This window comes from Butyrivibrio sp. CB08 (genome assembly GCF_003625485.1).
Classification (GTDB): Bacteria; Bacillota; Clostridia; order Lachnospirales; family Lachnospiraceae; genus Butyrivibrio.
The window spans coordinates 1-24,129 of the sequence record NZ_RAIR01000006.1; the positions used below are offsets into that span (position 1 = coordinate 1).

Consider the following 24,129-nt stretch of genomic DNA (forward strand, 5'->3'; position numbering starts at 1 on the left):
TTACTCTAGTGTAGCAGCAAAAGGTTATTCCTGTTTACAAAAATAAGTTAGGTGTCTACTTTTACGTTATCACTTCAGAAGGTATACTTTTTTATACCTATGTGCAGGTTTTATCCCAAAAGTATACCTTCACAGATCAAAAACCTTCGCTGAAGGTATATACAGGCATTTCCGTAGGTTAGTGCCATTATGAGAGTATCCAAAAACAAGGGCTGTGGAATTATTCCACAGCCCATTTTTATTGATAAATTACATTTTGCTACCCTTGCTGCCGCCACCGAGGTGAACGCCTTCAAGGACGTTGGTCTCGAAGGAGTAAACTACCTTATGGTTTTCTCTGTCGGCTTTAAGAGCCAGCTGGATCATATTGTCCAGAAGATGCTCGTACTTCATTCCAAGAGGTTCCCAGAGATAGAAAGCAAGGGATCCAGGAATAGTATTAATCTCGTTGAGATATACCTCATTGGTATCCATGTCGATCATGAAGTCGATTCTGGATACTCCTGTGCATCCAAGGCAGATGAATGAATCTACTGCCATCTTTCTGATCTTGTCTCTCATCTCTGATGAGATGTCTGCAGGGATCTTTCTCTTAAGAGAAGCCATTCCCTTTGAACCTGACTGTCCACCCATAGCTGAGCCCTTGGCTCCGCCAATGTACTTATCCTCGAATGAAAGGATCTCATCTGAGTTGATTGGCTCCTCGCACTCTGAAGCCTCAGCTTCTTCGTAGTCACCAAGGACTGAGCAGTTGATCTCTTTAAGATTTTCAATAGCATGCTCAACAAGGATCTTCTTTGAGAACTCAAATCCAAGCTCAAGAGCCTCTAAAAGTCCATCTCTGTCTGATGCCTTCTTGATTCCGATACTTGAACCAAGGTTAAGTGGCTTGATGATAACTGGATATGAGAAAGCAGCCTCAATCTTGGCTACAAGAGCGTCAACATCCTCATAGTCCTTCCATGTGTAGCACTTGCAGTCAAGGACAGGAATTCCATTGTCCTTAAGAACAGTCTTCATAACGTACTTGTTCATTCCAACAGCTGATGAGAGAACATCGCATCCTACTACAGGAAGTCCCATTGTAGCAAGATAGCCCTGAAGGGTTCCATCCTCAACGTTTGTTCCATGAACGATAGGGAAAGCAACGTCAACTGTTGTGATCACATTGTTTCCAAACTTCTTCATAGGGTATCTTACGAGGCTTACTCTGTCCCCTTCCTTGACCCAGATTACCTGTGTGCTCTTTTTAAGGAGCTGAGGGATATTGGTGTACTCCTCGATAGTTCCGATAGACTCACCAACGTAAAAGTCGTTGTTCTTGGTCATGTAAACAGGGATAACTTCATACTTATCCTTGTTGATAGAACCTATAGCCTGAATTGCTGAGATGATTGAGATCTCATGCTCTGTACTTTTTCCGCCAAATAAAACTGCTACCTTTAGCTTCATAATATGCCTTCTTTCATTTAAATCACTTATAGTTATCTGGAAGATCGTTCTCAAGGAGAATGACCTTTTCTTTTCCAGCATCTATCTGATACATCAGCTCGGAAGCCTCATTAAAGCTTGCCTTTGTAAAAATGTTGTCCTTATTAAAGCCTGCTGAAAGCGCGCCTCTTTCAATATCTGCGCTGTTCTTTTGTCCCACAAGGATAATGTAATCGCAGACAGCTGCTGCCTGTCTTCCAAACTCCTCATTGTACTCAGCTTCCTTTTCTCCAAGCTCAACCATTCCAGGTGTTACAAGGATCTTAACGCTGTCCTCAAAAAGAGACAGTGTCTCAAGAGCAACCTTTGCTCCGTTTGGATTGGAGTTATATGCATCATCGAGAATTGAAACATTCCCGTGCTTAACAAGTTCAAGTCTGTGTGGAACGCTGGCAAGTCTTCTGACTGCCATCTTAAGCTTATTAAATGGAACGCCAAGACTGTGGGCTGCTGCTATGGCTCCCACGATATTCTCAACATTGTGTCTGCCAACAAGCTTGGTTGTAAACTCTGCGTTCTCCCCTGAAGGAGTTGTTACGGTAAAGCTGGTTCCAGCTCCGGTCACCTGTATGTCTTTTGCCTGATAATCATTGCCATCGTTAAGACCGTAGGTTATGGCGTCCTGATACTTCATGTTGGCTCTGATGATCTCGTTGTCGCCGTTAACAAACTTAAGGTGTTTGCCAGGCTCTTTCCCCTGCTGCTTTTCTTTTTCATCAACAGCATCCAAAAGCTCATACTTGGTGCTAATGATGTTCTCAAGACTGTGGAAAGTCTCAAGATGCTGATAGCCAATGGAAGTTACGATTCCATCATCAGGGTGAACGATATCCGTTATCTCTTTTATATCATGAAGGTGTCTTGCACCCATCTCGCAGACAAATATCTCGTGGGTTGGCTTAAGATGCTCTCTTATGGTCCTTACGATTCCCATTGGAGTGTTGTAGCTCTCAGGAGTCATAAGAACATTAAAGCCCTCTGACAAAAGAGTTGTCAGGTAGTATTTTACACTGGTCTTACCAAAGCTTCCTGTGATACCGATGATACGAAGGTTTCCATGCTCGTTGATCATCCTCACTGCGTCGTCGATGAACCACCTATTAATTCTGTTCTCGATTGGCTTATTGATGAGATTTGCAAGAGCAGGAATAAGTGGCAGAAGACCAATGTACAGAACAAAGAGAATAACTGCCAAAGCCATGGACATGAACGCTGTGCCAAGGTCCTGACCTTCTTTTCTAAGTCCGAAGCTGTATATCATCATTGGCAGAACCAGCATCAGAGCTGAGATGATCACATATGTGACAAAAAGTCTCTTGACCCTGTCGGTTACCACAAATTTCTTTTTGGCCTGCTTGGGAATGTAAGAGATGATAAGCCCGATGTAAACCGCAAACAAAAGGACCATGGCAATGAGCCTTATTCCTCGGTTTACGCCCTCTCCTGCCATGGTAAGAACAAACAGCAGGATAAAAGAGATATGGGCTATACATCTTACAATATCAGTCCTAAGGTGTCTGAAGTACCCCTGAAACTGATAGCTTGAAAGCTGCAGCATGTGGGTGTGATAGCGAAGCCCCAGAACTGCAAAGCATATGATTGGCAGATATACAAGAATGTAAAAAAGCATCTAATTACCTCAAAAACCGATTCCAAGAAAGCTTCCCAGAATCTTGTTAAACAGATATGTGTTGTCGATAAAGCTGTAGTGCCCTGCGCCTTCGATAACTGCAAGGCCTGCTTCCGGCATGAGCTTCTCCATCTTCTGACCGTCAGAGAGCGGCGTAGCTGTGTCCTTGTCGCCCCAGATAAGCAGTACCGGCATTGTCACTGAAGGCATATATGGCTCCAGGTCCTCATTTACAACCTTTACAAGGCTCTGTCTCATAACCTGTGAAGCTGCAGCATAGTCCGCACTTCCAAATTTCTTTTGAAGAGCATCAAGTGTTCCCGGGAAAGCCTTTGCAATTCCCGTTTTGGTAATAAGGTTCTTGTAGAACTTGTATCTCCTTGTTCTCTTCTTTTGAGCCTCGGTCTTAACAGGAATGATTCCTGCTGAATCCGTAAGTATCACCTTTGGTATGGTAAAAGAGCTCTCGATCCTTCCATCATGTATTCCGGAAGCCAGCTTGATTATTATCCTTCCGCCCATAGAATGACCAAGGAAAATGATCTCTTTTTCCTCAGGATAAAGAGTCTTAATAAAATCGAGAACGAAGTTTACGTAGTCGTCGACGTTCATGGGCTCTTTGGGCTCATCGCTCTTACCAAAGCCTGGCATATCCATCGCTACTGTGTGATAGCCCTTCCTGGTGAAGTTTATCACCTGGGAAAAGAGATCGATGTTAGATCCCCATCCATGGAGCATCACAAGGAGCGGCCCCTGGCCCTCATCTATGTAATTGATATTTAAATCACCTATTATCGCTTTCATGACCCATCCATATTAACACTACCCAAAAGCAGTTGCAAACCAAAAAGAGGCTATCATTTTGGAAAAAGTGCTACTCAAATTTTCACTGTTCAAGGACGCTAAGCATGAATATCAAAAGAGCTACTGACTCAGGATCGTTCATAACACCGCTCTCTCCTGTTTCCTGGTAGGTCCTCTCTGTGGCATCAGTTAGATAATTAACCGCCTTGGGATTCATGCCCGCAAGGAAGTGTACGTGGTTCTCAATGATGGTTGTATATTCATGGTTATAAATAATGTGGTCCGTTATGGTAAGACATCTCATATCCTTTAAGATAGTGTCAAAACCACCCCTGCCTGCCTCATCCGTCACAAGATAGCTGGATTTTGAAGCCCTTGAAGCGATGTCCTCAGAAGCCTTCATAAGAAGCTTCATCAGATATGTGCATCTGTCCACATCCACCTTCTGGTTGATGGAAAGATATGTTACAGAACCAAGGAAAATATTCTCATCGCTTATAAAGAGCTGATCAAAGTCAGGCTTATCAAAATACATTCCCAGCACATCTGCGTATGTTTGAGATCCTGTCGCCCTGTAAAGCTGTGCTGCCGCCTTAAACGCTGCTGAATCATCCTCTGCCTTCTGGTTGTTGAGGAAACAGGAAAAAGCCCTGTCCGCCGCCTTAAGAGCAGTGGTTGCAAACTCAGAATCGTACTGCTGATAGAAATAACTAAATCTAGCCATCATTGAGGCAAAAGAGATCGTGGCATCCATGGACACTGGCGATACCAGAACTGGAGCAGCAAACACGTCCCCGCCCTTTTGAACATTGGTCATTGCCGCCGCGTACTCACCACCTGTTCTTGGATCCTGCATCTTTAAAAGCCAGTCAACCTCGTACTTTACTTCATCAAGGATATCCGGGATTCCATTTTCACTCTCAGGTATTCCTGTGTCGTCGGTAAAGGCCGAAGGATTCATCTCGTAGGCCATAAGGAGGTTCTCAGCAATCCTGCTGCCAAGAGCTGTGTCACGCCTTGCCTGCTCGTCCATATGCCAGCCTCCAGTCACATCTATGGATACTGACATATCCTCCTGAAGATGTGCCATTGTGGTGTGACAGGCACTGTGAGCATTGTCCCCTGCATAGTTTTCTGAAAGTCCGATTCCGCACCTGTTTATGTAGTACTTCTTGCAGGCCTCATTAAACAGTTCTCTGTAAGCATCCTCTGACACTGTAAAAGAGTATGACTCTCCCACTGCATCTGTGTAGATACAGTACTGTCCCTCTTCCTGAAGGTCGTTAAAGTATCCCAGGCTGTCATACTCTCCTAGGGCTTCATTGAACACAGGTTTAAGTATCTCTCCTGTATAAACAAGTTTGCCATTTTCTATGTTATATACGCCAAAGCTGCCTGATATGTCCTCTCCCTTAAATACAACCACCTTTTCTGACTCAGAGGAATATCCAACCTGATCCACCAGGCTTGCTGGGACCTGAGTTGGAACCTGATAGTCCACAGAAGCCGCCGCAGTCCCTGTAAGCTCTGCTATCTCCGTAGGCATTTCAGCAGAAGAAGCGCCGCAACCTGCGACGCTTCCAATCATAGTCATAACTAAACCAGTTACTGTTATTCTTTTAAACAAATTACACTCATAAGACATATTAATTATTTTACGCGGTTGAAGTTTATAAGACAACCATCAAGGATGATCTGTCTCTCATCATCTGTAAGATCACCCATCTTAAGAGTAAATTCCTTCATAGATGAACCTGAAACAGCAAAAGCCTTTATTGTGCTACTCTTAGCCTCAACTGCCTCTCTGATGTCTGGAAGGAAGATATAATCAAGTCTCTTAAATGGAAGATCTCCCTCATCAATGATAAGTGGAAGCATACCCCAGTTAATGAGATTTGAACGGTATCTCTTTGTAGCATACTCGTTAGCAATATTTGCCCATCCGCCAAGTACCTTCTGACAGGACGCAGCCTGCTCTCTGGCAGATCCATCACCAGGCTTAACAGCAAAGATAGTAGAGCCAAATCCAACGTTACTGTTATTTACGTCAGCATACTCTTTTCCAATAACATCCATAACGCCCTTAAGTTCAGGGAATGCTGCTACTGGATCTGATCCCTCTATGAGTGCATCCTGAGCAGCCCTTACCTCTTTTGCAAGGCCTACATACTCAGGGTCCTTTCTAGAAAGAGTGAACTCTGCAAGGCCAAGAGGATTGGATCTGTAGGAAGAAGTCTCCCCTGATGGAATGAGCTCATCGGTTGTTGTTACAGGGTCGTGGATCTCAGATACAACCTTAAGAACCAGGTTCTTAGGAAGCTCTGACATCTTAGGCCAATCCTTGATGTTAGGACCAAGCTGAAGCTCTACTGAAGGATCAGCTACGCCCTTTGAATCAAATACTCTGTTCTGATATATCTTGCTGTCGAAGTGATACTTGTACTTGTTGATCTCACCATCAAAATCAGTTGCAGGTGTAAGAACGCCCTTATTAGCTGCAGTAGCTGCAATTGAGCGGGCATCCATAAGTGCAACAGATGCAACCTGACCATTCTGAACCTTAGAACCTTCTCTGTTAGGGAAGTTTCTTGTTGAGTGTCTGATACTGAAGGCGTTGTTAGCAGGTGTATCGCCAGCACCAAAACAAGGTCCGCAGAATGCTGTCTTAAGGATTGCTCCGGTCTCAAGAATAGTAGCTGCAGCGCCGTTCTTAACAATCTCCATGTAGATAGGTGTTGAAGCAGGATATACGCTAAGTGTAAATCTGTCGTTACCGATAAAGTTGCCCTTTAAGATATCAGCTGCAGCGCAGATATTTTCAAATCCGCCGCCTGCGCATCCAGCGATGATTCCCTGGTCAACAACAAACTTGCCATTTACGATCTTATCTCTAAGTGAGTATTCAACCTTATCACCAAAGCTTACCTTTGCACGCTTTGTTACTTCCTCAAGGATATCCTCAAGATTCTGATTAACCTCAGAGATCTCGTAAACATTACTTGGGTGGAATGGCATAGCGATCATAGGATTAAGTGAATCCAGGTCAACCTTAACAAGGCCGTCATAGTAAGCAACCTTGCCAGGCTTAAGCTCCTTATAATCAGCTGATCTGCCGTGGATCTCGTAGTAATCTTTGATCTCGTCATCTGTCTCCCAGATAGATGAAAGGCAGGTAGTCTCTGTTGTCATAACGTCAACGCCAATTCTGAAGTCTGCGCTTAAGTTCTTAACGCCAGGTCCTACGAACTCCATTACCTTATTCTTAACATAGCCATTTCCAAATACCTTGCCAATGATCGCAAGGGCAACGTCCTGAGGTCCTACACCCTTCTTAGGTGTTCCTTCAAGATAAATAGCTACGACTTCTGGTCTGTCTACGTCATAGGTCTGACCAAGAAGCTGCTTAACAAGCTCTGGTCCGCCCTCTCCGATGGCCATTGTTCCAAGTGCTCCGTATCTTGTGTGGGAGTCAGAACCAAGGATCATTCCGCCGCCCATAGAGAGCATCTCTCTTGCATACTGGTGGATTACAGCCTGATGAGGTGGAACATATACTCCGCCGTACTTCTGGGCTGCTGTAAGTCCAAACATGTGGTCATCTTCATTGATTGTGCCGCCTACTGCGCACAGTGAATTATGGCAATTGGTAAGAACATATGGAATAGGGAACTTCTCAAGTCCTGATGCTCTTGCTGTCTGGATAATTCCAACATAGGTAATATCGTGTGATGTGAGCTTATCAAACTTAACACAGAGCTTGTCCATGTTGCCTGATGTATTGTGATCTTTCAAAATACCATAGGCGATAGTATTCTCTTTTGCTGAATCTCTTTCTGCCTCTGTAATGCCAAGTCCTGAAAGCTTAGCAGCTGCTTCGCCATCTGCTGGTATAAGGGTTTCCCCGTTAACCAGATAGCATCCCTTGTCCAAAGTCGTTACCATTGTGCTCCTCCTAATTCATACCATTATCTAAAAATACGCATTTGCGCTATTTTAGCACAAATCATATCCCAATAATATGATATTTTTTACTGTTCATTATAAATTCTCTGTATCTGACCAGTAATTCTTTCAAATCCAGCCTGTTTTAATTTGGCCCTGAACTCCGCAACCTTCTCCTCTGGTGGACCCACATAGGCTCCCATGTTGATCTGCGGAATATATTCATCGCATATAGCGCTGATCGCTTTGAGTTCTTCGTTTATATAAGGCGTTGAGAAAGGAACGCCTTCCCAAGGATATGGCTCTGCCACATGTTCGTAGCTGTTTACAAGAGTGTAATAATCATCCAGCGCAAATGTAGCCTCCGGAGCCTCATACTCATCTCTTCTTCCCCACCAGAAATTGGTAACAAAGCTGTCCTTGTTCTCATTGTAACCACTTGGCTTTTCCACCATATGGCTTGAGGTAAATTCATACTGTACACCCTCTATACCGTAACGCATGAGGTTATAGCATTCCTCATCGTTTCTGATCATGTCATAGACCATCAGAGCTCTCTCCGGATGCTCTGAGTAAGCTGATACAGCCATGGCTCCGTGGAGGTTGGATACCTTGAGAAGATTTCCATTCTCTTTTCCAAACCAGTAAAACTTCACGTTAGTCTCTGGCATATCGATCTGTACCCTTGGCTTAATAACTGTATAGAAGTTTTGGGTATGGTGCTGAATTACTGATGATTCGCCCATGTAGAACTCAGCATTATTATCCCCTATAAGAGACATATCACTTCTAAATACTCCCTTGAGACGCCATTCCTTCATGAGCTTTGCGTATTCAATAAGCTCATCTCCCTTGTAATATGGGGAAATGATCTTGCCCTTATTATTCAGGTCCTCTCCCCAAAGTCCATAAGTTGTTAGCTCATAGATTGGGGCATAATTTCTTTTACTCATTATGTACCCAAGAGGTACTATGCTTGATTTTCCATCGGTGTCCCAAGGGATCATGTCAGGATGATTCTCTCTGACACTTGAAAAGTAGGTAGTCAGATCTTCCCAGGAGTTGATCTCGTAGAGGCCAGCCTCTTTTGCAAGATCCTCTCTGTAGATAAAACCATGATTGGTCCACTGGGTGTACTCGTTCTCTGGAATAAAATAGATATTGTCGTTGTAAGAGCAGCTTCTCCATATAGATTTGGGAACATTGGTATAAGTTACTGCACAGTAGGTGCGAAGCATATCCTCAGAAAGAGGCATGAAATTGCCTTCCATGACGTTAGGCCATGCATCAAGCCAATCTGATCCCGTGCCAATAAGATCAACGCCCAGCTCCTTGGTCTTTACTGTATTGTTGTAGTTTTCCAGATAATCTGTCCAACCCACATAGTAAATATCAAGTCTGGCATTGAGTTTCTTTTCCAGGATCTTATTAAGCTTCTCTATGACTTCTTCTGTTCTACCATTAGTAGGCTTGTCTCCAATGGTAAGATAGGTAATGGTCACAGGCTCCTCGCCAAAATCAATCTCATCCATAGCCGCCTGATTGCGATACCCACTTCTCTTAGGAGCGCCACAGCCCACTGTGACAAACAGCATTGTTATAACAAGTAGAATTGATACAATCCTCTTATTCACAGGCTTTACCTTTCTGCTCTTTTTCAGCTTTATTTCTAGCACGTAGCTCCACAAAAAACTCTTTTAACATCTGACTGCACTCATCCTGGAGCACACCTTTCTTTACCAGGACCTGATGATTAAAATCGGGATTATTTAGGATATCCATTACAGATCCGGCACATCCCGCCTTGGGATTCTCAGCAGCCATAATGACCTCTGGGATCCTGGCCTGGACAATTGCTCCTGAGCACATCTGGCAGGGCTCTAAGGTCACATACAGCTTGCATCCTTCAAGGCGCCAGTCCTTCATGTACTTACCTGCCTTTTTGATGGCAGTTATCTCAGCGTGGGCAAGGGGCGTTTTGTCGGTATTTCTCCTGTTGTATCCCCTTCCTATTATCTTGTCCTCATATACTATAACGCAGCCAATTGGCACCTCTCCAAGCTTGTACGCTTTTCTTGCCTGTGCCAGGGCAGCCTTCATATATTTAATGTCTTTTTTCTCTTCTTCAGACAATGGTTCTTTTTTCATAATTCATACCAATTTGGTAGTAATTGCTTTTTGTTTTTGCTATTATATTTTTACAGCTCATTTCTATTATAAGTTTTTTATTCGAGGTACACAATGAAGATATCCACAAAAGGAAGATACGCGCTGAAAGTCATGCTTGATCTGGCGCTCCACAACAACGGAGAATACATAGCGCTTAAAGATATTTCTAACAGACAGGGCATTACACCCAAGTACATGGAGCAGATAGTATCCGCCCTTAACAAAGGTGGCTACCTTGACAGCATGCGTGGAAGCAACGGAGGACACAGGCTCTCCAAGGCTCCTTCAGATATAAATGTAGGGGATATTTTAAGAACGGTAGAAGGGTCCCTGGCTTCTGTTGAATGCACAGCTGACTCCGAAGGTCTTTCCTGTCCACTAGCCAGTGAATGCTCCACTGCCATCTTCTGGCAGGGCCTTGATAAGGTCATCAACGAATATATTGACAGCTTCACTCTACAGGACCTGTTAGGACAGCAAAAGTGAGTTTGACATAAATCCAAAAAGTAAGTATAGTAATAGAGCGGTTTTGTAAAGGGTGCATGTAGCTGCACTTCTGTGAGGGAGTGGGTCTTATGCAATGGAAATCCGCGAACCGTGTCAGGTCGGGAACGAAGCAGCACTAAGTGGAACCTTTCATGTGTTGTAAGGTCGCCTGCTTCTTCCGGAGAGACGTGCATGCATCCTTTAGAGCATCGACATCAGCTCTTTTTTTCAAGATATTTCATATAGCTGATTACCATCATAGCTATCTTAAATGTCAGGGCATCATCGAACTTTCTAACATCCAGCCCGCAGCTCTTTTCCAGTTTCTCAATTCTATAAACAAGTGTGTTCCTGTGAACAAACAGCTGCCTTGAAGTCTCTGAGACGTTGAGGTTGTTTTCAAAGAACTTATTTATCGTGTTGAGGGTCTCCTCATCCAGATCATCCGGAACTTCATTGTCCCCAAATATCTCATCAATAAACAATCTGCAGAGGCTCTCTGGAAGCTGATAGATAAGTCTTCCAATTCCAAGAGTGTTGTACGCGTTAACCTTCTTTTCTGCATAGAAGATCTTGCCAACCTCAAGAGCCATCTTGGCTTCCTTGTAGGATTTGCTAAGGTCTTTGAGCTCATCAACTATCGCGCCATAGGATACGCGGACATTGAGCATAGCCTCAGTATTCATCATATCTACGATGGTTGTAGCGATCCTGTGAACCTCGTCGTAGGACTGACCCTTAGAGAGAGTCTTAATGAGGATCACGCTGTTCTCATCAACAGCTGTAACAAAATCACCGGAGTGACTTCCAAACATTCCTCCAAGAAGCTCCTGGGCCATGTTATCAGTAGCATTGCCTATCTCAACAAGCACGATAACTCTTGGGGCATTGACCTCTATCTTGAGCTTTCTTGCTCTGTTATATACGTCTATAAGAAGCATGTTGTCCAGAAGAAGATTCTGGAAGAAATTATTCCTGTCGAACTTTTCCTTGTAAGCGAGAACAAGGCCCTGAAGCTGACTTACGCCAATCTTACCAACCATGTATGCGTGCTCGGAATCGCCCTTAGCAAGAAGAATATAGGCCGGATCTGAATCATCCAGAACCTTAAACAGATGAACATCACCAATAACCTGTGAATCAACAGGTGAATTGGCGAAGCTTACTACTATCGAAACATCCAGGAAGTCTTTTTCACTGGTGGAGGCAACTACATCCCCGCTAAGATCCATTACACATAGCTCAACCTTAGTAATTGTGCTAAGTTCTTCGATGCTGGTTTTAATTATCTGTGCAGTTATCATAGTTTAACCCCCTTAGGCTGAAAAAACCTCTCTAAATATGAGTATATCACTTATTGCCCCTAAACGAAAAGAGCTGCGCCAAAAAGCGCAGCTCCTTGAAAAATCTTTATTAGTTTGTGATTGTCTGCTCTGTCTCTTTGTCGAAGATGTGGATCTTCTCAACATCGAATGCAAACTTAACCTTATCGCCAGGTCTAGCTGTTGTACGAGAATCAACTCTAGCTGTGATAGGGAACTCAGCAAGATCAAAGTACAGGTAAACTTCTGCACCGAGAAGCTCGTATACGTTGATTGTTGACTCGAATACTGCCTTAGATGTGTTAACAACCATCTCAGAATCATCAACATCCTCAGGACGGATACCGAATGTAACAGTCTTTCCAGCGTAACCGCCGTCGATAAGCTTCTTAGCCTTTGCAGGTGGAAGCTCGATTGACTGTCCAGCGATCTTCAGGCAAGCGCTGTCACCCTGAACCTCAACCTCTGCATCGAGGAAGTTCATCTGAGGTGATCCCATGAATCCAGCAACGAAGAGGTTGCCTGGCTTGTCGTAAAGGTTCTGAGGTGTGTCAACCTGCTGAACAACACCATCCTTCATAACTACGATTCTTGTACCAAGAGTCATAGCCTCTGTCTGGTCATGTGTAACGTAGATGATTGTTGTGCCAAGTCTCTGGTGAAGCTTAGCGATCTCTGTTCTCATCTGAACACGGAGCTTAGCGTCAAGGTTTGAAAGAGGCTCGTCCATAAGGAATACCTTAGGGTTACGAACGATAGCACGTCCCATAGCAACACGCTGTCTCTGTCCACCTGAAAGAGCCTTAGGCTTACGATCAAGGAGCTTCTCAAGATCAAGGATCTTAGCAGCATCTCTAACCATCTTGTCGATCTCTGCCTTAGGAACTTTTCTAAGCTTAAGTCCGAAAGCCATGTTATCATATACAGTCATGTGTGGATACAGAGCGTAGTTCTGGAATACCATGGCGATATCTCTGTCCTTAGGCTCTACATCGTTAACAACTCTGTCACCGATCTTAAGTGTTCCTGAAGAGATATCCTCAAGTCCAGCGATCATACGAAGAGTTGTAGACTTTCCACATCCTGAAGGTCCTACGAAAATAATAAACTCTTTATCCTCGATGTTAAGGTTGAAATCTTTAACAGCCTCAAAACCGTTAGGATAAACTTTAGTTACATGCTCAAGTGATAAACTTGCCATACCGATTAATCCTCCTATTTTGTACAAAGCTTTTTGCTAGGTTAAAGTATACGTGCTTGGCAGATTATTGACTATTCACCATTTTCACAAATATTTTATATTTCATTAGCCAATCTGCCTAGATTTTGGAGCAATTTGCTCCATCCCCAAAATGTTGACGAATAAACCAAAATATCACTGTGCAATTTGCCTATTGCTTTTTTATCAGAAAGACAGCCTTCCATCGCCATCTTTGCGGGAATTTGCAAGGGCGTTCTGTGCAGCGGCTATGATATCATGGGCTCCCTTGCCATTATCAGGGTAAAGAGCTGCACCTGCGTTGGCAGATATTTCCATCTCCCCATCTGTGACCCTGACGTCGTGAAGGAACATCTGCATGTGATCAGTCTGCTTTCTTACGTCCTTGTCTTCATGGATATCCTTAAGAAATACCATGAATTCAGTATCAGAAATCCTTCCCAGAATATCCGTAGCTCTAAAGTTCATCTCCAGAACACGGGAAAACTCCTTTATTCTTTCGTTTGTAAAAGCAGTTTCTTTCTTGTCTTTATCGCTGCTGTTTAAGCCAATGATAAACAGAAGGCCTCTCTTTTCTCCCGGCTCTGCAATGTAGGACTCTATCGCTCTTGTAGCTGAAAGTCTTGTCATAAGTCCGGTAACAATATCTCTCTCAACAGCGGTAAATCTCTTTTCACGTTTCTTTTTCTCAATATAATTACTAACGACGTTAGCAAAAAATACAAGAAATACGAGGAAAATAGATGAAAGGAAAAGCCATGTGTACAAGTATCTGACTTCATCCAGATCAGGATCTATCATCTGCTTCATCTCATCTTCTGTGATGAATGTAACCACTGCGCCTGTCATCTTGGCAAAAGGCACTACGATTACATAGCCATAGTCAGGAATGTCTGATATGTATACATTTTTCTGAGAAATACTAAGTTTAATGGTATCCTTTGAGATTCCTGAAGGGAGGTTGGTCCAGAGCTTTTGCCTTGTTACACCTGCTGTGGCAGAATGCTTCTTGTTGTGGCCGAAGGTAAGGATATCGCCATCTATAGTAACAATATCAGACCTGTTTGCAATGTACTTGTCCTGGAAGAGCTGCTCGGACACTATTACAACCGGAATCTTGGAAATGAGATATCCCTTTTCCTTGTTGCCAAAGGTAAGTCCGCTTACTATGAGGATCTCCTGGTCAAGGTCAGTCTGTCCATCAGGAAGGAGCATCCCAAGTCCGCCCCTTGAATACTCAGCTGCCACATCATCAAAATAGGACTCCTTGCTGATATTCACGTCGCGGCCATCCATGTCATAGCCTGCTCCATCAAGATCACAGATTATAGAATACGAAAGATCTGTCTCCTCAACCATGTTCTTAAGAAGCAGAGTGATCTGATTCTTGTTGTAAGAAAGGGTATAAAGGGAAAAAGCCTCTGAAATCTGTGCAATACGAGCTGTGGCTTCCTCTACAGAGAAGTCAATATCATCCATGGCAAGCTCTACATCAAAGGCTATCTCATTCTCTTTTGCATCAACAGCCCTGTTGTATGCCTGCTTCCAATATGCAGTTAGGAATATGGCCAGAACAGCGTAATAGCATAAAAGCGGAACAAGCCATCTTAGAAATGATCTCTTATGTTTGGTCATCTTCTTCTATTTTCTTTATAGCATTCTCAAGTTCCTGCTCCTCAGATACCTCTTCTTCCTTGGGCTCAAACTTCTTAAAAGTCTCATTGTAAAGCGCCGCACAGGCATATCCAGGGCCTGCTATTCCAATGAGGATGATAAGAGGTACAAGCTTAAATCCGAAGAAGTAATAAAGAAGTATTGGAAAAAGAGAAACAACTACCATGGCTATTGTTTTAGGAAGAGCCATGATCGCAACCAAAAATGAATTCTTCAGTGTCCCAAGTATAGTGTTCTGGAACTTGGACTGAAGTGGAAAAATATACATCGCTGCCATCAGTAAAACGATAGATGCTGCAGTAATGATATATCTGTAAACAACGCCGGCATTTCTCATAAGGAGGAAATCCATTACAAGTATGCCTGCTGCGATAAACTGAATTATCATCAGAATTGAACTCTGTTTGAAGTTCTCTTTGTATGACTTAAAGAATGTCTTGGTTATGTAACTCTCTTCATCTCTTACGATCTTCAAGAGAACAAAGTGCATCGCTGTAAGGGCTGCTCCAAGAGGTATTGAAGCTACGATACCAACTATCCATGCCCAGAACACGTAGTTGATAACAAATCCCTGCTCGTCATAGGCCATGGCCCCAAGCATAAGGTACTGCTGAATGATAAGTGGCAGTGCAAAAACAAGCACCAGAATATTGAGCCACATAACATCGGCCATTTTGCTAAGTCCCCTCATAATAGGACTATCAAGATCAAAAATTCTCCCCATTTAAAACTATTTCCTTCCTATTTTCTATCTGTTTCCTATTACCAGCTCCATGGGCGTAAATCTGATGCCATCAAGCGTGGTCTCCCCCTGAAGGTCCTTAAAGCCTTTTTTGTGGTAAAATCCCACGGCGTAAGGTGATGAGTTGACGGTAAGCTTGTCAACACCTTCTTCCTCATAAGCGTATCGTTTCACAAAGTTAAGAAGAGCCGTAGCTACTCCATGATTGTGATAGCGTTCATCTACAAATAAAAGAGAGATATGCTTCTTTTCACGCAAAGACAGCATACCCACATACCTGGAATCGTCTACGGCAACAAAAAGCTGATAATGACCTGCCACAAACATCTTCCTGAGCATATCATCATTTACAAACTTTCGGAAATTCTCTATTCCCTCCTGAGAATAGTCAGGGGCGTCGAATCTCACAAAGGTATCCCATGCGAGCTTCATCGCCCCATCCCAGTCAGAATGGTAAGCGCACCTTACCATTATTTTTGACGTGTCAATTTGCTGCTCCACCATCAATCACTTTCTTAAGCCAGTTATACTGATCCTCAAATACAGTTTCTCTGCCTATCTCCTGCTGAAGTTCGTGGCGCATTCCGTCATAGAGCTTCAGTTCAACATTCTCAATGTGAAGTTCATTTGTATATATTGTGTAAAGTCTCTTAGGAGCATCTCCATAGCTGCCTACAGGATCTTCCTTACCAGCAGTGATAAGGATTGGAAGGTTCTTAGGAATATCCTCCATCTTCTCCACATCCTGGATTCTCTTAAGAAGCTCAGCCATAGTCTTGAAGCCATTAATTGTAAAGACGAAGTTACAGAATGGATCTGCAATGTACTTATCTATACTCTCTTCATTGTGTGAGAGCCAGTCAAACTTGGTCCTTGGGTTAGGGATCCTCTTAAGATATCCCTTGAAGGCCATGTTGTTTATTGTGTGGCTTCTTGTCTTCTCGCCCTTAATAAACTGCATGAAGCTGACAAGACCAGCAAGACTCTTGACTGTTCCTGTTGGCATGAAGGCTGTTCCCTGAATGATAGCACCCTTGATACCTGTTCCATATCTGGTGATATATTCTCTGGCAATAAAAGAGCCAAAGCTGTGTCCTAAGATAAAGCAAGGAATTCCAGGATAGTCCTCCTGAGTCATCTTTTTAAGTCTGTGGGCATCTCTTACAAGAACTGTCGCAGGATCGTCCTTGCAGAAAAATCCCTTGGTTCCATTGGTACCAACAGATCCGCCATGTCCAAGATGGTCATTACCTATAACAAGTATTCCTCTCTCTGCAAGATAATTGGCAAACTCATCATAGCGATCGACATACTCCTGCATTCCGTGGATGATCTGAAGGATAGCGATAGGATCACCTTCCGGAATCCATCTGATAGCGTGAAGCATTGTCTGCCTGTCTCTTGATTTGTAAGTCAGTTCTTCTTTGCGTACCATTCGGAATTCCTCCCTATAAGAATAGTGTATGTATATATAATAACATGGATTGCGTACGCAATCCATGCACGCATTCGGAATTCGCACTACGTGCTACTTCCTCATGCGTGTTTGTGTCTCAAGGTCCATGAGTCATTCATGTGTCCATGAGCCTCATGGACTTTGATCCACTTATTATCAGCAGATTTCTGCTCCGCTAGGCATTTCTTTTTCAGGTGTCATGAGAGAAAGATTGCCATCTGCATCCTCTGCGCAGAGTAGCATTCCCTCTGAAAGAACACCAGCAAGCTTGGCAGGCTTAAGGTTTACTAAAACCATTACCTTCTTGCCAACCATCTCCTCTGGAGAATAGTACTTTCTGATACCTGATACAATCTGCTTAACCTGGCTTCCAATCTTAACCTGTGAGCAAATGAGCTTCTTGGAGTTCTCAACTGCTTCGCACTTAATGATCTCACCTACCTGGAACTGCATGGCACCAAACTGGTCAAAAGTGATTTCCTCTTTTGCAGGGATATCGATCGCAGCCTTCTCTTCTGAAGAATCTGCAGCCTTCTCTACAGGAGCAGGAGCAAGTCCAGCCTTGGCAAGGTTTATTGCTGCCTTCTTCTGTGACTCCTCGAACTCTGCCTTCTGCTTCTTGGTGATCTCTGCTGCCTTCTCAAGAACGTCCTTTAAGTCCTTTCTCGCAAAGAGCATCTCTGGAGCGTCAGATACCTTGGTGTCATTTGGAAGCTTACCAAACTCTGAAAGAGTATCAAAATCTCTGTCAGGAGCTGAGAGCTGTTCCTTGATCTTCTGAGCTGTCTCAGGCATAAATGGATCAAGGAGTGCTGCGCCAATGCTGATAGACTCTACAAGGTTGTAAAGAACTGTTGAAAGTCTGTCCTTCTTGGCCTCGTCCTTACCAAGGATCCATGGCTCAGTTTCATCGATATATTTGTTGCACCTCTTAAAGAGTGTGAATATCTCTGTGAGGGCATCAGCCACACGAAGCTCATCCATCTTGGATTCAACCTTGTTGTAGCATGATGTAACTACTGCCTTAAGGTCGTCATCAACTGCCTCTTTTACTCCCTTGTCTGCAACCACTCCGCCAAGATACTTGTTGCTCATAGCGATAGTACGATTTACAAGGTTTCCAAGAGTGTTGGCAAGATCTGAATTGAAGCGCTCTACAAGGAGCTCCCATGTGATAACACCGTCGTTATCAAAAGGCATCTCGTGAAGAACGAAGTATCTTACAGGATCAACACCAAAGATACTTACAAGATCATCAGCGTAGATAACGTTGCCCTTGGACTTACTCATCTTCTCGCCGCCCTGAAGGAGCCATGGATGTCCAAATACCTGCTTTGGAAGTGGCTCTCCAAGTGCAAACAGGAAGATTGGCCAGTAGATTGTATGGAATCTGATAATGTCTTTTCCGATAAGATGAAGATCTGCAGGCCAGTACTTCTTGTACTGCTCAGAGCTGTTGCCATCAGCATCATATCCAATACCGGTGATATAGTTTGTAAGAGCATCAAGCCATACATAAACAACGTGCTTGTCATCAAAATCAACCGGGATTCCCCACTTGAAAGATGTTCTTGATACGCAAAGATCCTGAAGTCCTGGAAGAAGGAAATTGTTCATCATCTCATTCTTACGGGATACAGGCTGAATAAACTCTGGGTGAGTATTGATGTGCTCAATAAGCTTGTCAGCGTATTTGCTCATCTTGAAGAAGTATGCTTCCTCTTCTGCAGGGTGAACAGGACCGCCACACTCAGGGCACTTGCCATCTACAAGCTGAGACTCTGTGTAGAAAGCCTCACACTCTGTACAGTACATTCCCTTATATGATCCCTTATAGATATCGCCCTGGTCATAGAACTTCTTGAAGATCTTCTGAACCTGCTTAACGTGGTCGTCATCAGTAGTTCTGATAAACTTGTCATAAGATGTGTCCATGAGATTCCAAAGGCCTTTGATAGTATCAGAAACCTGATCTACGAACTCCTTTGGTGAGTCGCATCCAGCCTCGATGGCTCTTGTCTCGATCTTCTGACCATGCTCGTCAGAACCGGTCTGGAAGAATACGTCAAATCCGTCTCTTCTCTTATATCTTGCAATTGCATCTGCCAGGACTATCTCATAGCTGTTTCCGATATGAGGCTTACCTGAAGTATATGCAATAGCTGTTGTAATATAGTATTTCCCTTTATTCTGCATTGTATAATCACCTTCCTACTTTATTACCAGCATAAAAGCTCGTAACCTGTCTCTGTTACCAGCAGCTCTACCTCCCACTGTGCAGAAGGTTTAAGGTCTGCTGTATAGACAGTCCAGTCATTTTCTTCATCTACGAATATCTCATTGCCACCCATATTGACCATAGGCTCAATGGTAAATACCATACCAGGTACCATCAGCATTCCGGTTCCAGGCTCACTGACAAAGCTAACGAAAGGCTCTTCGTGGAAATCATTGCCACAGCCATGTCCGCCAATCTCTCTTACTACTGTGTAGCCATTCTTAAGAGCGTGCTGATGTACTGCATTGCCCATGTCTCCAATAGGTGTCCATGGAATAACTGCCTTAAGACCTTCCTCAAGGCACTCTTTGGTCACATCGACGAGACGCTTCTTCTCGGGAGAAACTTCGCCGATGCAGAACATTCGTGAAGAATCCGAGTAATAACCGTCAAGGATAGTGGAACAATCAACGTTTACTATGTCCCCTTCTCTCAGAATGATGTCCTCGGATGGAATACCGTGACATACTTCCTCGTTAATAGATGTACACACACTCTTTGGAAATCCCTGATATCCGAGATCTGCCGGAATACCGCCCATTTTCTTGGTGGTGTTCATGACTATATCGTCAATCTCCTGTGTGGACATACCAGCGTGAATCTTTTCACCTATCTCATCAAGTACTGCCATGTTGATGACCGCACTCTTCTTAATACCCTCAATATCCTTTTCTGTTTTAAAAAGGTGTCTTGATGGAACTATCATTCCCTGGTGCTCATATTTAATTATCTTGTCGTCAAATGCAGCGTGGCAACTCTTATATTTTTTGCCGCTCCCACACCAGCACTGATCGTTTCTGTCTAATCTTTTGTACATAATATCCTTCTTTATAACGTAAGACGCCTCTCCTTGGGACCAAGTGAGGCTACTTCAACAAATATAGTATGCCTTTTTGATAGTCAAAAGTCAAATAATTCACTGTTCTTGCGGCTTGCAGGAGAACCTGCTGTTGATTATCTCAGGAACAGGGCTGTTCTTTCTGATGTAATCAATAAGAAGATCTGGCATCTCCTCAGAAGTACTGCGAACCACAGGTCTCTGGCCTATGCACTCATATCCTCCTGTTCCAGTTGCCCTGTAATTGCTAAGGGCAAGAGTATATTCCGCATCCTCCAAAAGCTCAGTTCCATCAATCTTCTTAAGGGTCACAACCCTGTCTCCAACTGGTCTTGTGAGATCAAACTCATACCAGAGTCCAGCGTAGAAATCGTAGTTGTAGTGCTCAACCTTAGGCTGCAGGAACACTTTGGAAATGCTAACCTTGCCTGTTTCCTCATCGTAATCAAAATACTCAGCGCATCTCTCAAGAGCCTGCTTGAGCACTGCCCTGGTCACAGACTTAACTTCAATGGTATTGGCAAACTGGTAGATTCCAAGCACATCCCTTACAGTTATGCCCTTCTTAAGGCCAAGTGGGTCATTTGAAAGGCTTGTGCAGGCAAAATCCGCCCCGGTAAAATCAAGCTCCACCTGGTTAAAGATTGCTGCCACTTTGCTTCCCTTAAGGGCTGCAGAAAGCTTCTCCTCAGGCTGAATCTCTTTTTCCAAAAATCCGATTGGCTCATCAAGCCACTTATCTACAGTGGCATTAAGTCCGTTCATAAACTCATGAGCTGCTGCTATCTCTTCGTATTCACTTCCAGGAGCTTCAACAGACTTAAGACTTGATGAAATATCAAAGCTTCCCTTTGTGCCATCAATAGTAAGCTCGCAGTACTTCCTTGCCTTATCCGGTGGCTGTACTCCGTAGGTTCCATCAATCATTACGCCCTCAACCGCCATGTGCTGATGGCCTGTAAGAAGGATGTCAAAATCCATCTCCCTTGAGATCCTGCAGGCCTCATTTTCTCTGGACTCTGAAAGGAGCTTACCTGTTGAAAGATCCTCCTCAAAGCCTCCGTGGTAGATGCAGACAGTTAAATCGCAAGTTTCCTTAAGAATAGAAAGCTCTTTTTCAAGCTCCTCTATTGGATCAAGGACCTCAAGCTCTGTGAGGTTTTCCTTCTGCTCCCATACGTTTACAAAGCCGGTAACAGCGCCGGTGATACCAACCCTAAGTCCATCTGGCATGGTATGCACTACGCTCCTCTTTATACAAAGAGCGCCTCTCTTATCCACAACATTGCAGCTTACAAGCTGAGCCTTCATGGCCGTTACATAATCCAGGATGGCATCATACCCAAAGTTGAAGTCGTGATTTCCAAGAGTGTAATAGTCCAGGCCCATGGCATTGAAGCCCTCTGCCATAGGATTAAACTCATACTCATCCTTATGTCCGAGATAATAGGACAAAAGAGGTGTTCCCTGAAGGGAGTCTCCTCCGTCAAGAACAAGGGTATTTTCGTCTTTTTTAATCTGCGCAGCAACACAAAAAAGCCCCGTGTTCTCGGGGCAATTCTGTGCGTAGTTTACAGGATATAAACTTCCATGTGTATCTGATGTAAATACGATTCTCATTTTTATTCCTCTTATAATCAACCTCTTGTGAGCTTAACTCTGATCCTTGTTGAGATGTACTCAATGATGAGGATCAGTACGATAAGTCCTGCCAAAAGAGCTCCTGCCTCATTCCATCTGTAGGAGTTCATGGCAAAGATAAGAGGTGCACCAAATCCGCCGGCGCCTACCATACCAAGGATGGTTGCGTCACGAAGATTGATATCAAATCTGTAAATAGCAGTTGATGCAAAGTTTGGCATAAGCTGTGGCAGGATACCATATCTGATCTTCTGCCATGTGTTGCAGCCTGCGGCGTCAAGAGACTCGATAACGTGAGTATCAAGGTCCTCGATGGCCTCGATGTACATCTTGCTGATCATACCGATTGAGCAAACGCCCATGGTAAGAAGACCTGCGAAGGCTCCTGGTCCTGTAACACGGATAAACATAAGACCGTATACAAAAGCAGGGATTGTACGAGCTGCCATTATGATGATCCTTCCTGCAAAAGCGATTGGCTTAGGAGTAAGGTTTGATGCTGAAATAAATGCAAGAGGTATTGAAATGATGGCACCAACAATGGTTCCAAGGAAAGCAATACATACTGTCTCAAGCATAAGGTAAGGAACACCGCTCTTTGTCATATCAAACAAAAAGCTAAGGTCAGGATGGAAAATTCCTGAAAGGACGTTCAGCGCGATCTGTCCGCCGTCCTGTGTTGAGCCACTGGTCTCAACTGCGCTGGCACTCCAAACAAGAAGTCCAACCACGATGAGTGCGGTGGTCAGATTATATACCCAGTCTTTGGGTCTTTTTTCATAAGCTTCTACAATTCTCTGATTCATGGTAAATCCTCCCGGTCAGACAAGCTTCTTACGAAGCGCACGGCTTACTGACTCAATGATAAATACTGTTACGAACAAAGCTATGAGGATCATTCCAACGCTTGGATATTCTCTCCAGCTTATCTTTTCATTGAGGATAAGACCGATACCACCAGCACCTACGTATCCGAGAACTGCAGCGTATCTAACATTTCCTTCAAAGTTGAAGAGGCAGTTTGAAAGATAGAATGGAAGGACCTGAGGGATAATGGCAGAAACAAATGCCTGTCTTCTTGTGGCACCCATGGCCTGCATAGCCTCGAAGGCTCCCATGTCAACTGTCTCTATTTCTTCATATGTAAGTTTGCCGATATAGCCAAAAGAGAAAACGGCAATAGCTACTGTACCGGCTAAAGTTCCAAGTCCAAAAACAAGAGTTGCAACAAGAGCGATAACGATTGTTGGCAGTGTTCTTATAAGTGAGAACATTACTCTCATGATGGAAACAATAATCTTGCTTGGGCACACATTGGTGCTGGCAAGCATTGCAAATGGAACTGATAATAAAGCACCTACTACGGAACCAAGAAGTGACATCTTGATGGTGTCAAAAAGAGGATTCCATACTGTAGGCATGTAGCCTGTCTTTGGTGGGAACATCTCACCAAGGATTACGAAGAACTGACCAATTCTTGTGGTAAGTATCTTCATATCAAAGCCTGTTATCTTTACCGAAAGAGCACACATAGCAAGTACAAGAATGAGGTAGATTGGTGCTCTTGAGGCTTTCTTATATGCTTTTTTGCCATTAGGAAGAACGTATTCCTTTGGCTTAAAGATCTTGTCGTATAAACTAAGCTTCACCAAAATCACCCCTCTTCCTGAATGTTGCCGTCGCGGTCTACCTTTCCGTTGTAGATCTTATCAAGAACTTCCTGAGTTGCCTCAGATGCTGGTCCGTCGAATACGATCTCACCAGCTCTGATACCAACTACTCTTGTGGCATACTTAAGAGCAAGGTCGATATGGTGAATATTGATGAGGATTGAGATGTTCATATCCTCGTTGATCCTCTTAAAGTCTCCCATAACCTGGTTGGCTGTAACAGGGTCAAGGGCTGCAACTGGCTCGTCCGCAAGAATGATCTGTGGATTCTGTGCAAGAGTACGGGCAAGAGCAACTCTCTGCTGCTGACCACCAGAAAGCTGGTCAGCTCTGATAAATGCCTTGTCAAGGATACCAACCTTATCAAGACACTCTAAAGCTTTGATCTTTTCTTCCTTGGTATAGATACCAAATACTGATCTGTACCATGGCATATCAGGAACGAAAGCAGTAAGAACGTTCTTTATTACAGTAGTCCTTGTGATCAGGTTAAAGGACTGGAAGATCATTCCTATCTTTCTTCTGAATCTTCTAAGAGCTTTTCCGGACAAGCTCATCACATCAACACCATCCACGGTGAGTTTTCCACTTGTAACATCGTGCATCCTGTTGATGGTACGAATAAGTGTAGATTTGCCGGCTCCAGAAAGACCGATGATAGCAACAAATTCCCCCTGCTCAATTGTGAGGTCCACATTCTTAAGGCCCTCAAAACCGTTTGGATATACTTTTCCTACGTTTTCGAACTTGATCATTTTACCTTCTCC

General features: G+C 43.7%; 20 protein-coding genes and 1 other RNA gene. 2 read left to right on the forward strand and 19 right to left on the reverse strand.

The features are described 5' to 3' along the window. Window positions 1-249: 249 nt before the first annotated feature. The 7 genes from D6855_RS11180 to tadA form a co-directional block, all read right to left on the reverse strand. The gene (locus tag D6855_RS11180) at window positions 250-1,452 is read right to left on the reverse strand and encodes a D-alanine--D-alanine ligase family protein (protein WP_120741073.1); all 1,203 of its coding nucleotides are present in this window, start codon (window positions 1,450-1,452) and stop codon (window positions 250-252) included. Between the two features lie 22 nt (window positions 1,453-1,474). Continuing rightward, entirely contained in the window at window positions 1,475-3,121 is a 1,647-nt protein-coding gene (locus D6855_RS11185) for a Mur ligase family protein (protein WP_120741074.1), read from the reverse strand. A gap of 9 nt (window positions 3,122-3,130) precedes the next feature. Continuing rightward, on the reverse strand, window positions 3,131-3,925 hold the full coding sequence (locus tag D6855_RS11190; RefSeq protein WP_120741076.1) for an alpha/beta fold hydrolase: 795 nt from the start codon (window positions 3,923-3,925) through the stop codon (window positions 3,131-3,133). Window positions 3,926-4,007: 82 nt separating this feature from the next. Next, window positions 4,008-5,519 (reverse strand): glycoside hydrolase family 9 protein, encoded by a 1,512-nt coding sequence (locus D6855_RS11195; RefSeq protein ID WP_158589511.1) that lies wholly within the window; start codon window positions 5,517-5,519, stop codon window positions 4,008-4,010. Between the two features lie 56 nt (window positions 5,520-5,575). Then, complete coding sequence (locus tag D6855_RS11200) at window positions 5,576-7,867, reverse strand: hydratase (protein WP_120741080.1); 2,292 nt, start codon at window positions 7,865-7,867, stop codon at window positions 5,576-5,578. 86 nt (window positions 7,868-7,953) lie between these two features. After that, a complete protein-coding gene (locus D6855_RS11205; RefSeq protein ID WP_147368139.1) occupies window positions 7,954-9,501 on the reverse strand; it encodes a DUF3502 domain-containing protein in 1,548 nt (515 codons plus the stop codon). Further along, window positions 9,494-10,015, reverse strand: a complete 522-nt coding sequence (tadA, locus tag D6855_RS11210; RefSeq protein WP_120741083.1) for a tRNA adenosine(34) deaminase TadA — start codon at window positions 10,013-10,015, stop codon at window positions 9,494-9,496. The genes D6855_RS11205 and tadA overlap by 8 nt, the downstream gene beginning before the upstream one ends. Before the next feature lie 93 nt (window positions 10,016-10,108). Here tadA and D6855_RS11215 point away from each other — a divergent pair, with 93 nt between their 5' ends. Both D6855_RS11215 and ffs read left to right on the forward strand, forming a co-directional pair. Then, window positions 10,109-10,522 (forward strand): RrF2 family transcriptional regulator, encoded by a 414-nt coding sequence (locus tag D6855_RS11215; RefSeq protein WP_120741085.1) that lies wholly within the window; start codon window positions 10,109-10,111, stop codon window positions 10,520-10,522. 78 nt (window positions 10,523-10,600) lie between these two features. Beyond that, an RNA gene (gene ffs, locus D6855_RS11220) (signal recognition particle sRNA small type) lies at window positions 10,601-10,700 on the forward strand. 37 nt (window positions 10,701-10,737) lie between these two features. Here the strand turns inward: ffs and D6855_RS11225 are convergent. The 12 genes from D6855_RS11225 to phnC all read right to left on the reverse strand — a co-directional run bounded on the left by D6855_RS11225 (window position 10,738) and on the right by phnC (window position 24,117). Next, window positions 10,738-11,826 (reverse strand): PucR family transcriptional regulator, encoded by a 1,089-nt coding sequence (locus D6855_RS11225; RefSeq protein ID WP_120741087.1) that lies wholly within the window; start codon window positions 11,824-11,826, stop codon window positions 10,738-10,740. 109 nt (window positions 11,827-11,935) lie between these two features. Beyond that, complete coding sequence (locus D6855_RS11230) at window positions 11,936-13,045, reverse strand: ABC transporter ATP-binding protein (protein ID WP_120741089.1); 1,110 nt, start codon at window positions 13,043-13,045, stop codon at window positions 11,936-11,938. A gap of 204 nt (window positions 13,046-13,249) precedes the next feature. Beyond that, window positions 13,250-14,698: a GGDEF domain-containing protein gene (locus tag D6855_RS11235; protein WP_120741091.1), complete on the reverse strand. Its 1,449-nt coding sequence runs from the start codon at window positions 14,696-14,698 to the stop codon at window positions 13,250-13,252. Continuing rightward, entirely contained in the window at window positions 14,685-15,461 is a 777-nt protein-coding gene (locus D6855_RS11240; RefSeq protein ID WP_120741093.1) for a YesL family protein, read from the reverse strand. Before D6855_RS11240 ends, D6855_RS11235 begins: the two co-directional genes overlap by 14 nt. A gap of 24 nt (window positions 15,462-15,485) precedes the next feature. After that, window positions 15,486-15,911 (reverse strand): GNAT family N-acetyltransferase, encoded by a 426-nt coding sequence (locus D6855_RS11245; RefSeq protein WP_120741452.1) that lies wholly within the window; start codon window positions 15,909-15,911, stop codon window positions 15,486-15,488. Between the two features lie 52 nt (window positions 15,912-15,963). Beyond that, window positions 15,964-16,914, reverse strand: coding sequence for an alpha/beta fold hydrolase (locus tag D6855_RS11250; protein ID WP_120741094.1), 951 nt, complete (start codon window positions 16,912-16,914; stop codon window positions 15,964-15,966). 177 nt (window positions 16,915-17,091) lie between these two features. After that, window positions 17,092-19,131 carry a methionine--tRNA ligase gene (metG, locus tag D6855_RS11255; RefSeq protein WP_120741095.1) on the reverse strand — a complete coding sequence of 680 codons (2,040 nt, stop codon included), beginning with the start codon at window positions 19,129-19,131 and terminating at the stop codon, window positions 17,092-17,094. A 23-nt stretch (window positions 19,132-19,154) separates the two neighbouring features. Continuing rightward, on the reverse strand, window positions 19,155-20,030 hold the full coding sequence (locus D6855_RS11260; protein ID WP_120741096.1) for a methionyl aminopeptidase: 876 nt from the start codon (window positions 20,028-20,030) through the stop codon (window positions 19,155-19,157). A gap of 99 nt (window positions 20,031-20,129) precedes the next feature. Continuing rightward, complete coding sequence (locus D6855_RS11265; protein ID WP_120741097.1) at window positions 20,130-21,671, reverse strand: bifunctional metallophosphatase/5'-nucleotidase; 1,542 nt, start codon at window positions 21,669-21,671, stop codon at window positions 20,130-20,132. A gap of 17 nt (window positions 21,672-21,688) precedes the next feature. Then, on the reverse strand, window positions 21,689-22,498 hold the full coding sequence (gene phnE, locus D6855_RS11270) for a phosphonate ABC transporter, permease protein PhnE (RefSeq protein WP_120741098.1): 810 nt from the start codon (window positions 22,496-22,498) through the stop codon (window positions 21,689-21,691). Window positions 22,499-22,513: 15 nt separating this feature from the next. Further along, window positions 22,514-23,341, reverse strand: coding sequence for a phosphonate ABC transporter, permease protein PhnE (phnE, locus tag D6855_RS11275; RefSeq protein ID WP_120741454.1), 828 nt, complete (start codon window positions 23,339-23,341; stop codon window positions 22,514-22,516). Between the two features lie 5 nt (window positions 23,342-23,346). Beyond that, on the reverse strand, window positions 23,347-24,117 hold the full coding sequence (gene phnC, locus D6855_RS11280; protein WP_120741100.1) for a phosphonate ABC transporter ATP-binding protein: 771 nt from the start codon (window positions 24,115-24,117) through the stop codon (window positions 23,347-23,349). Window positions 24,118-24,129: the final 12 nt, after the last annotated feature.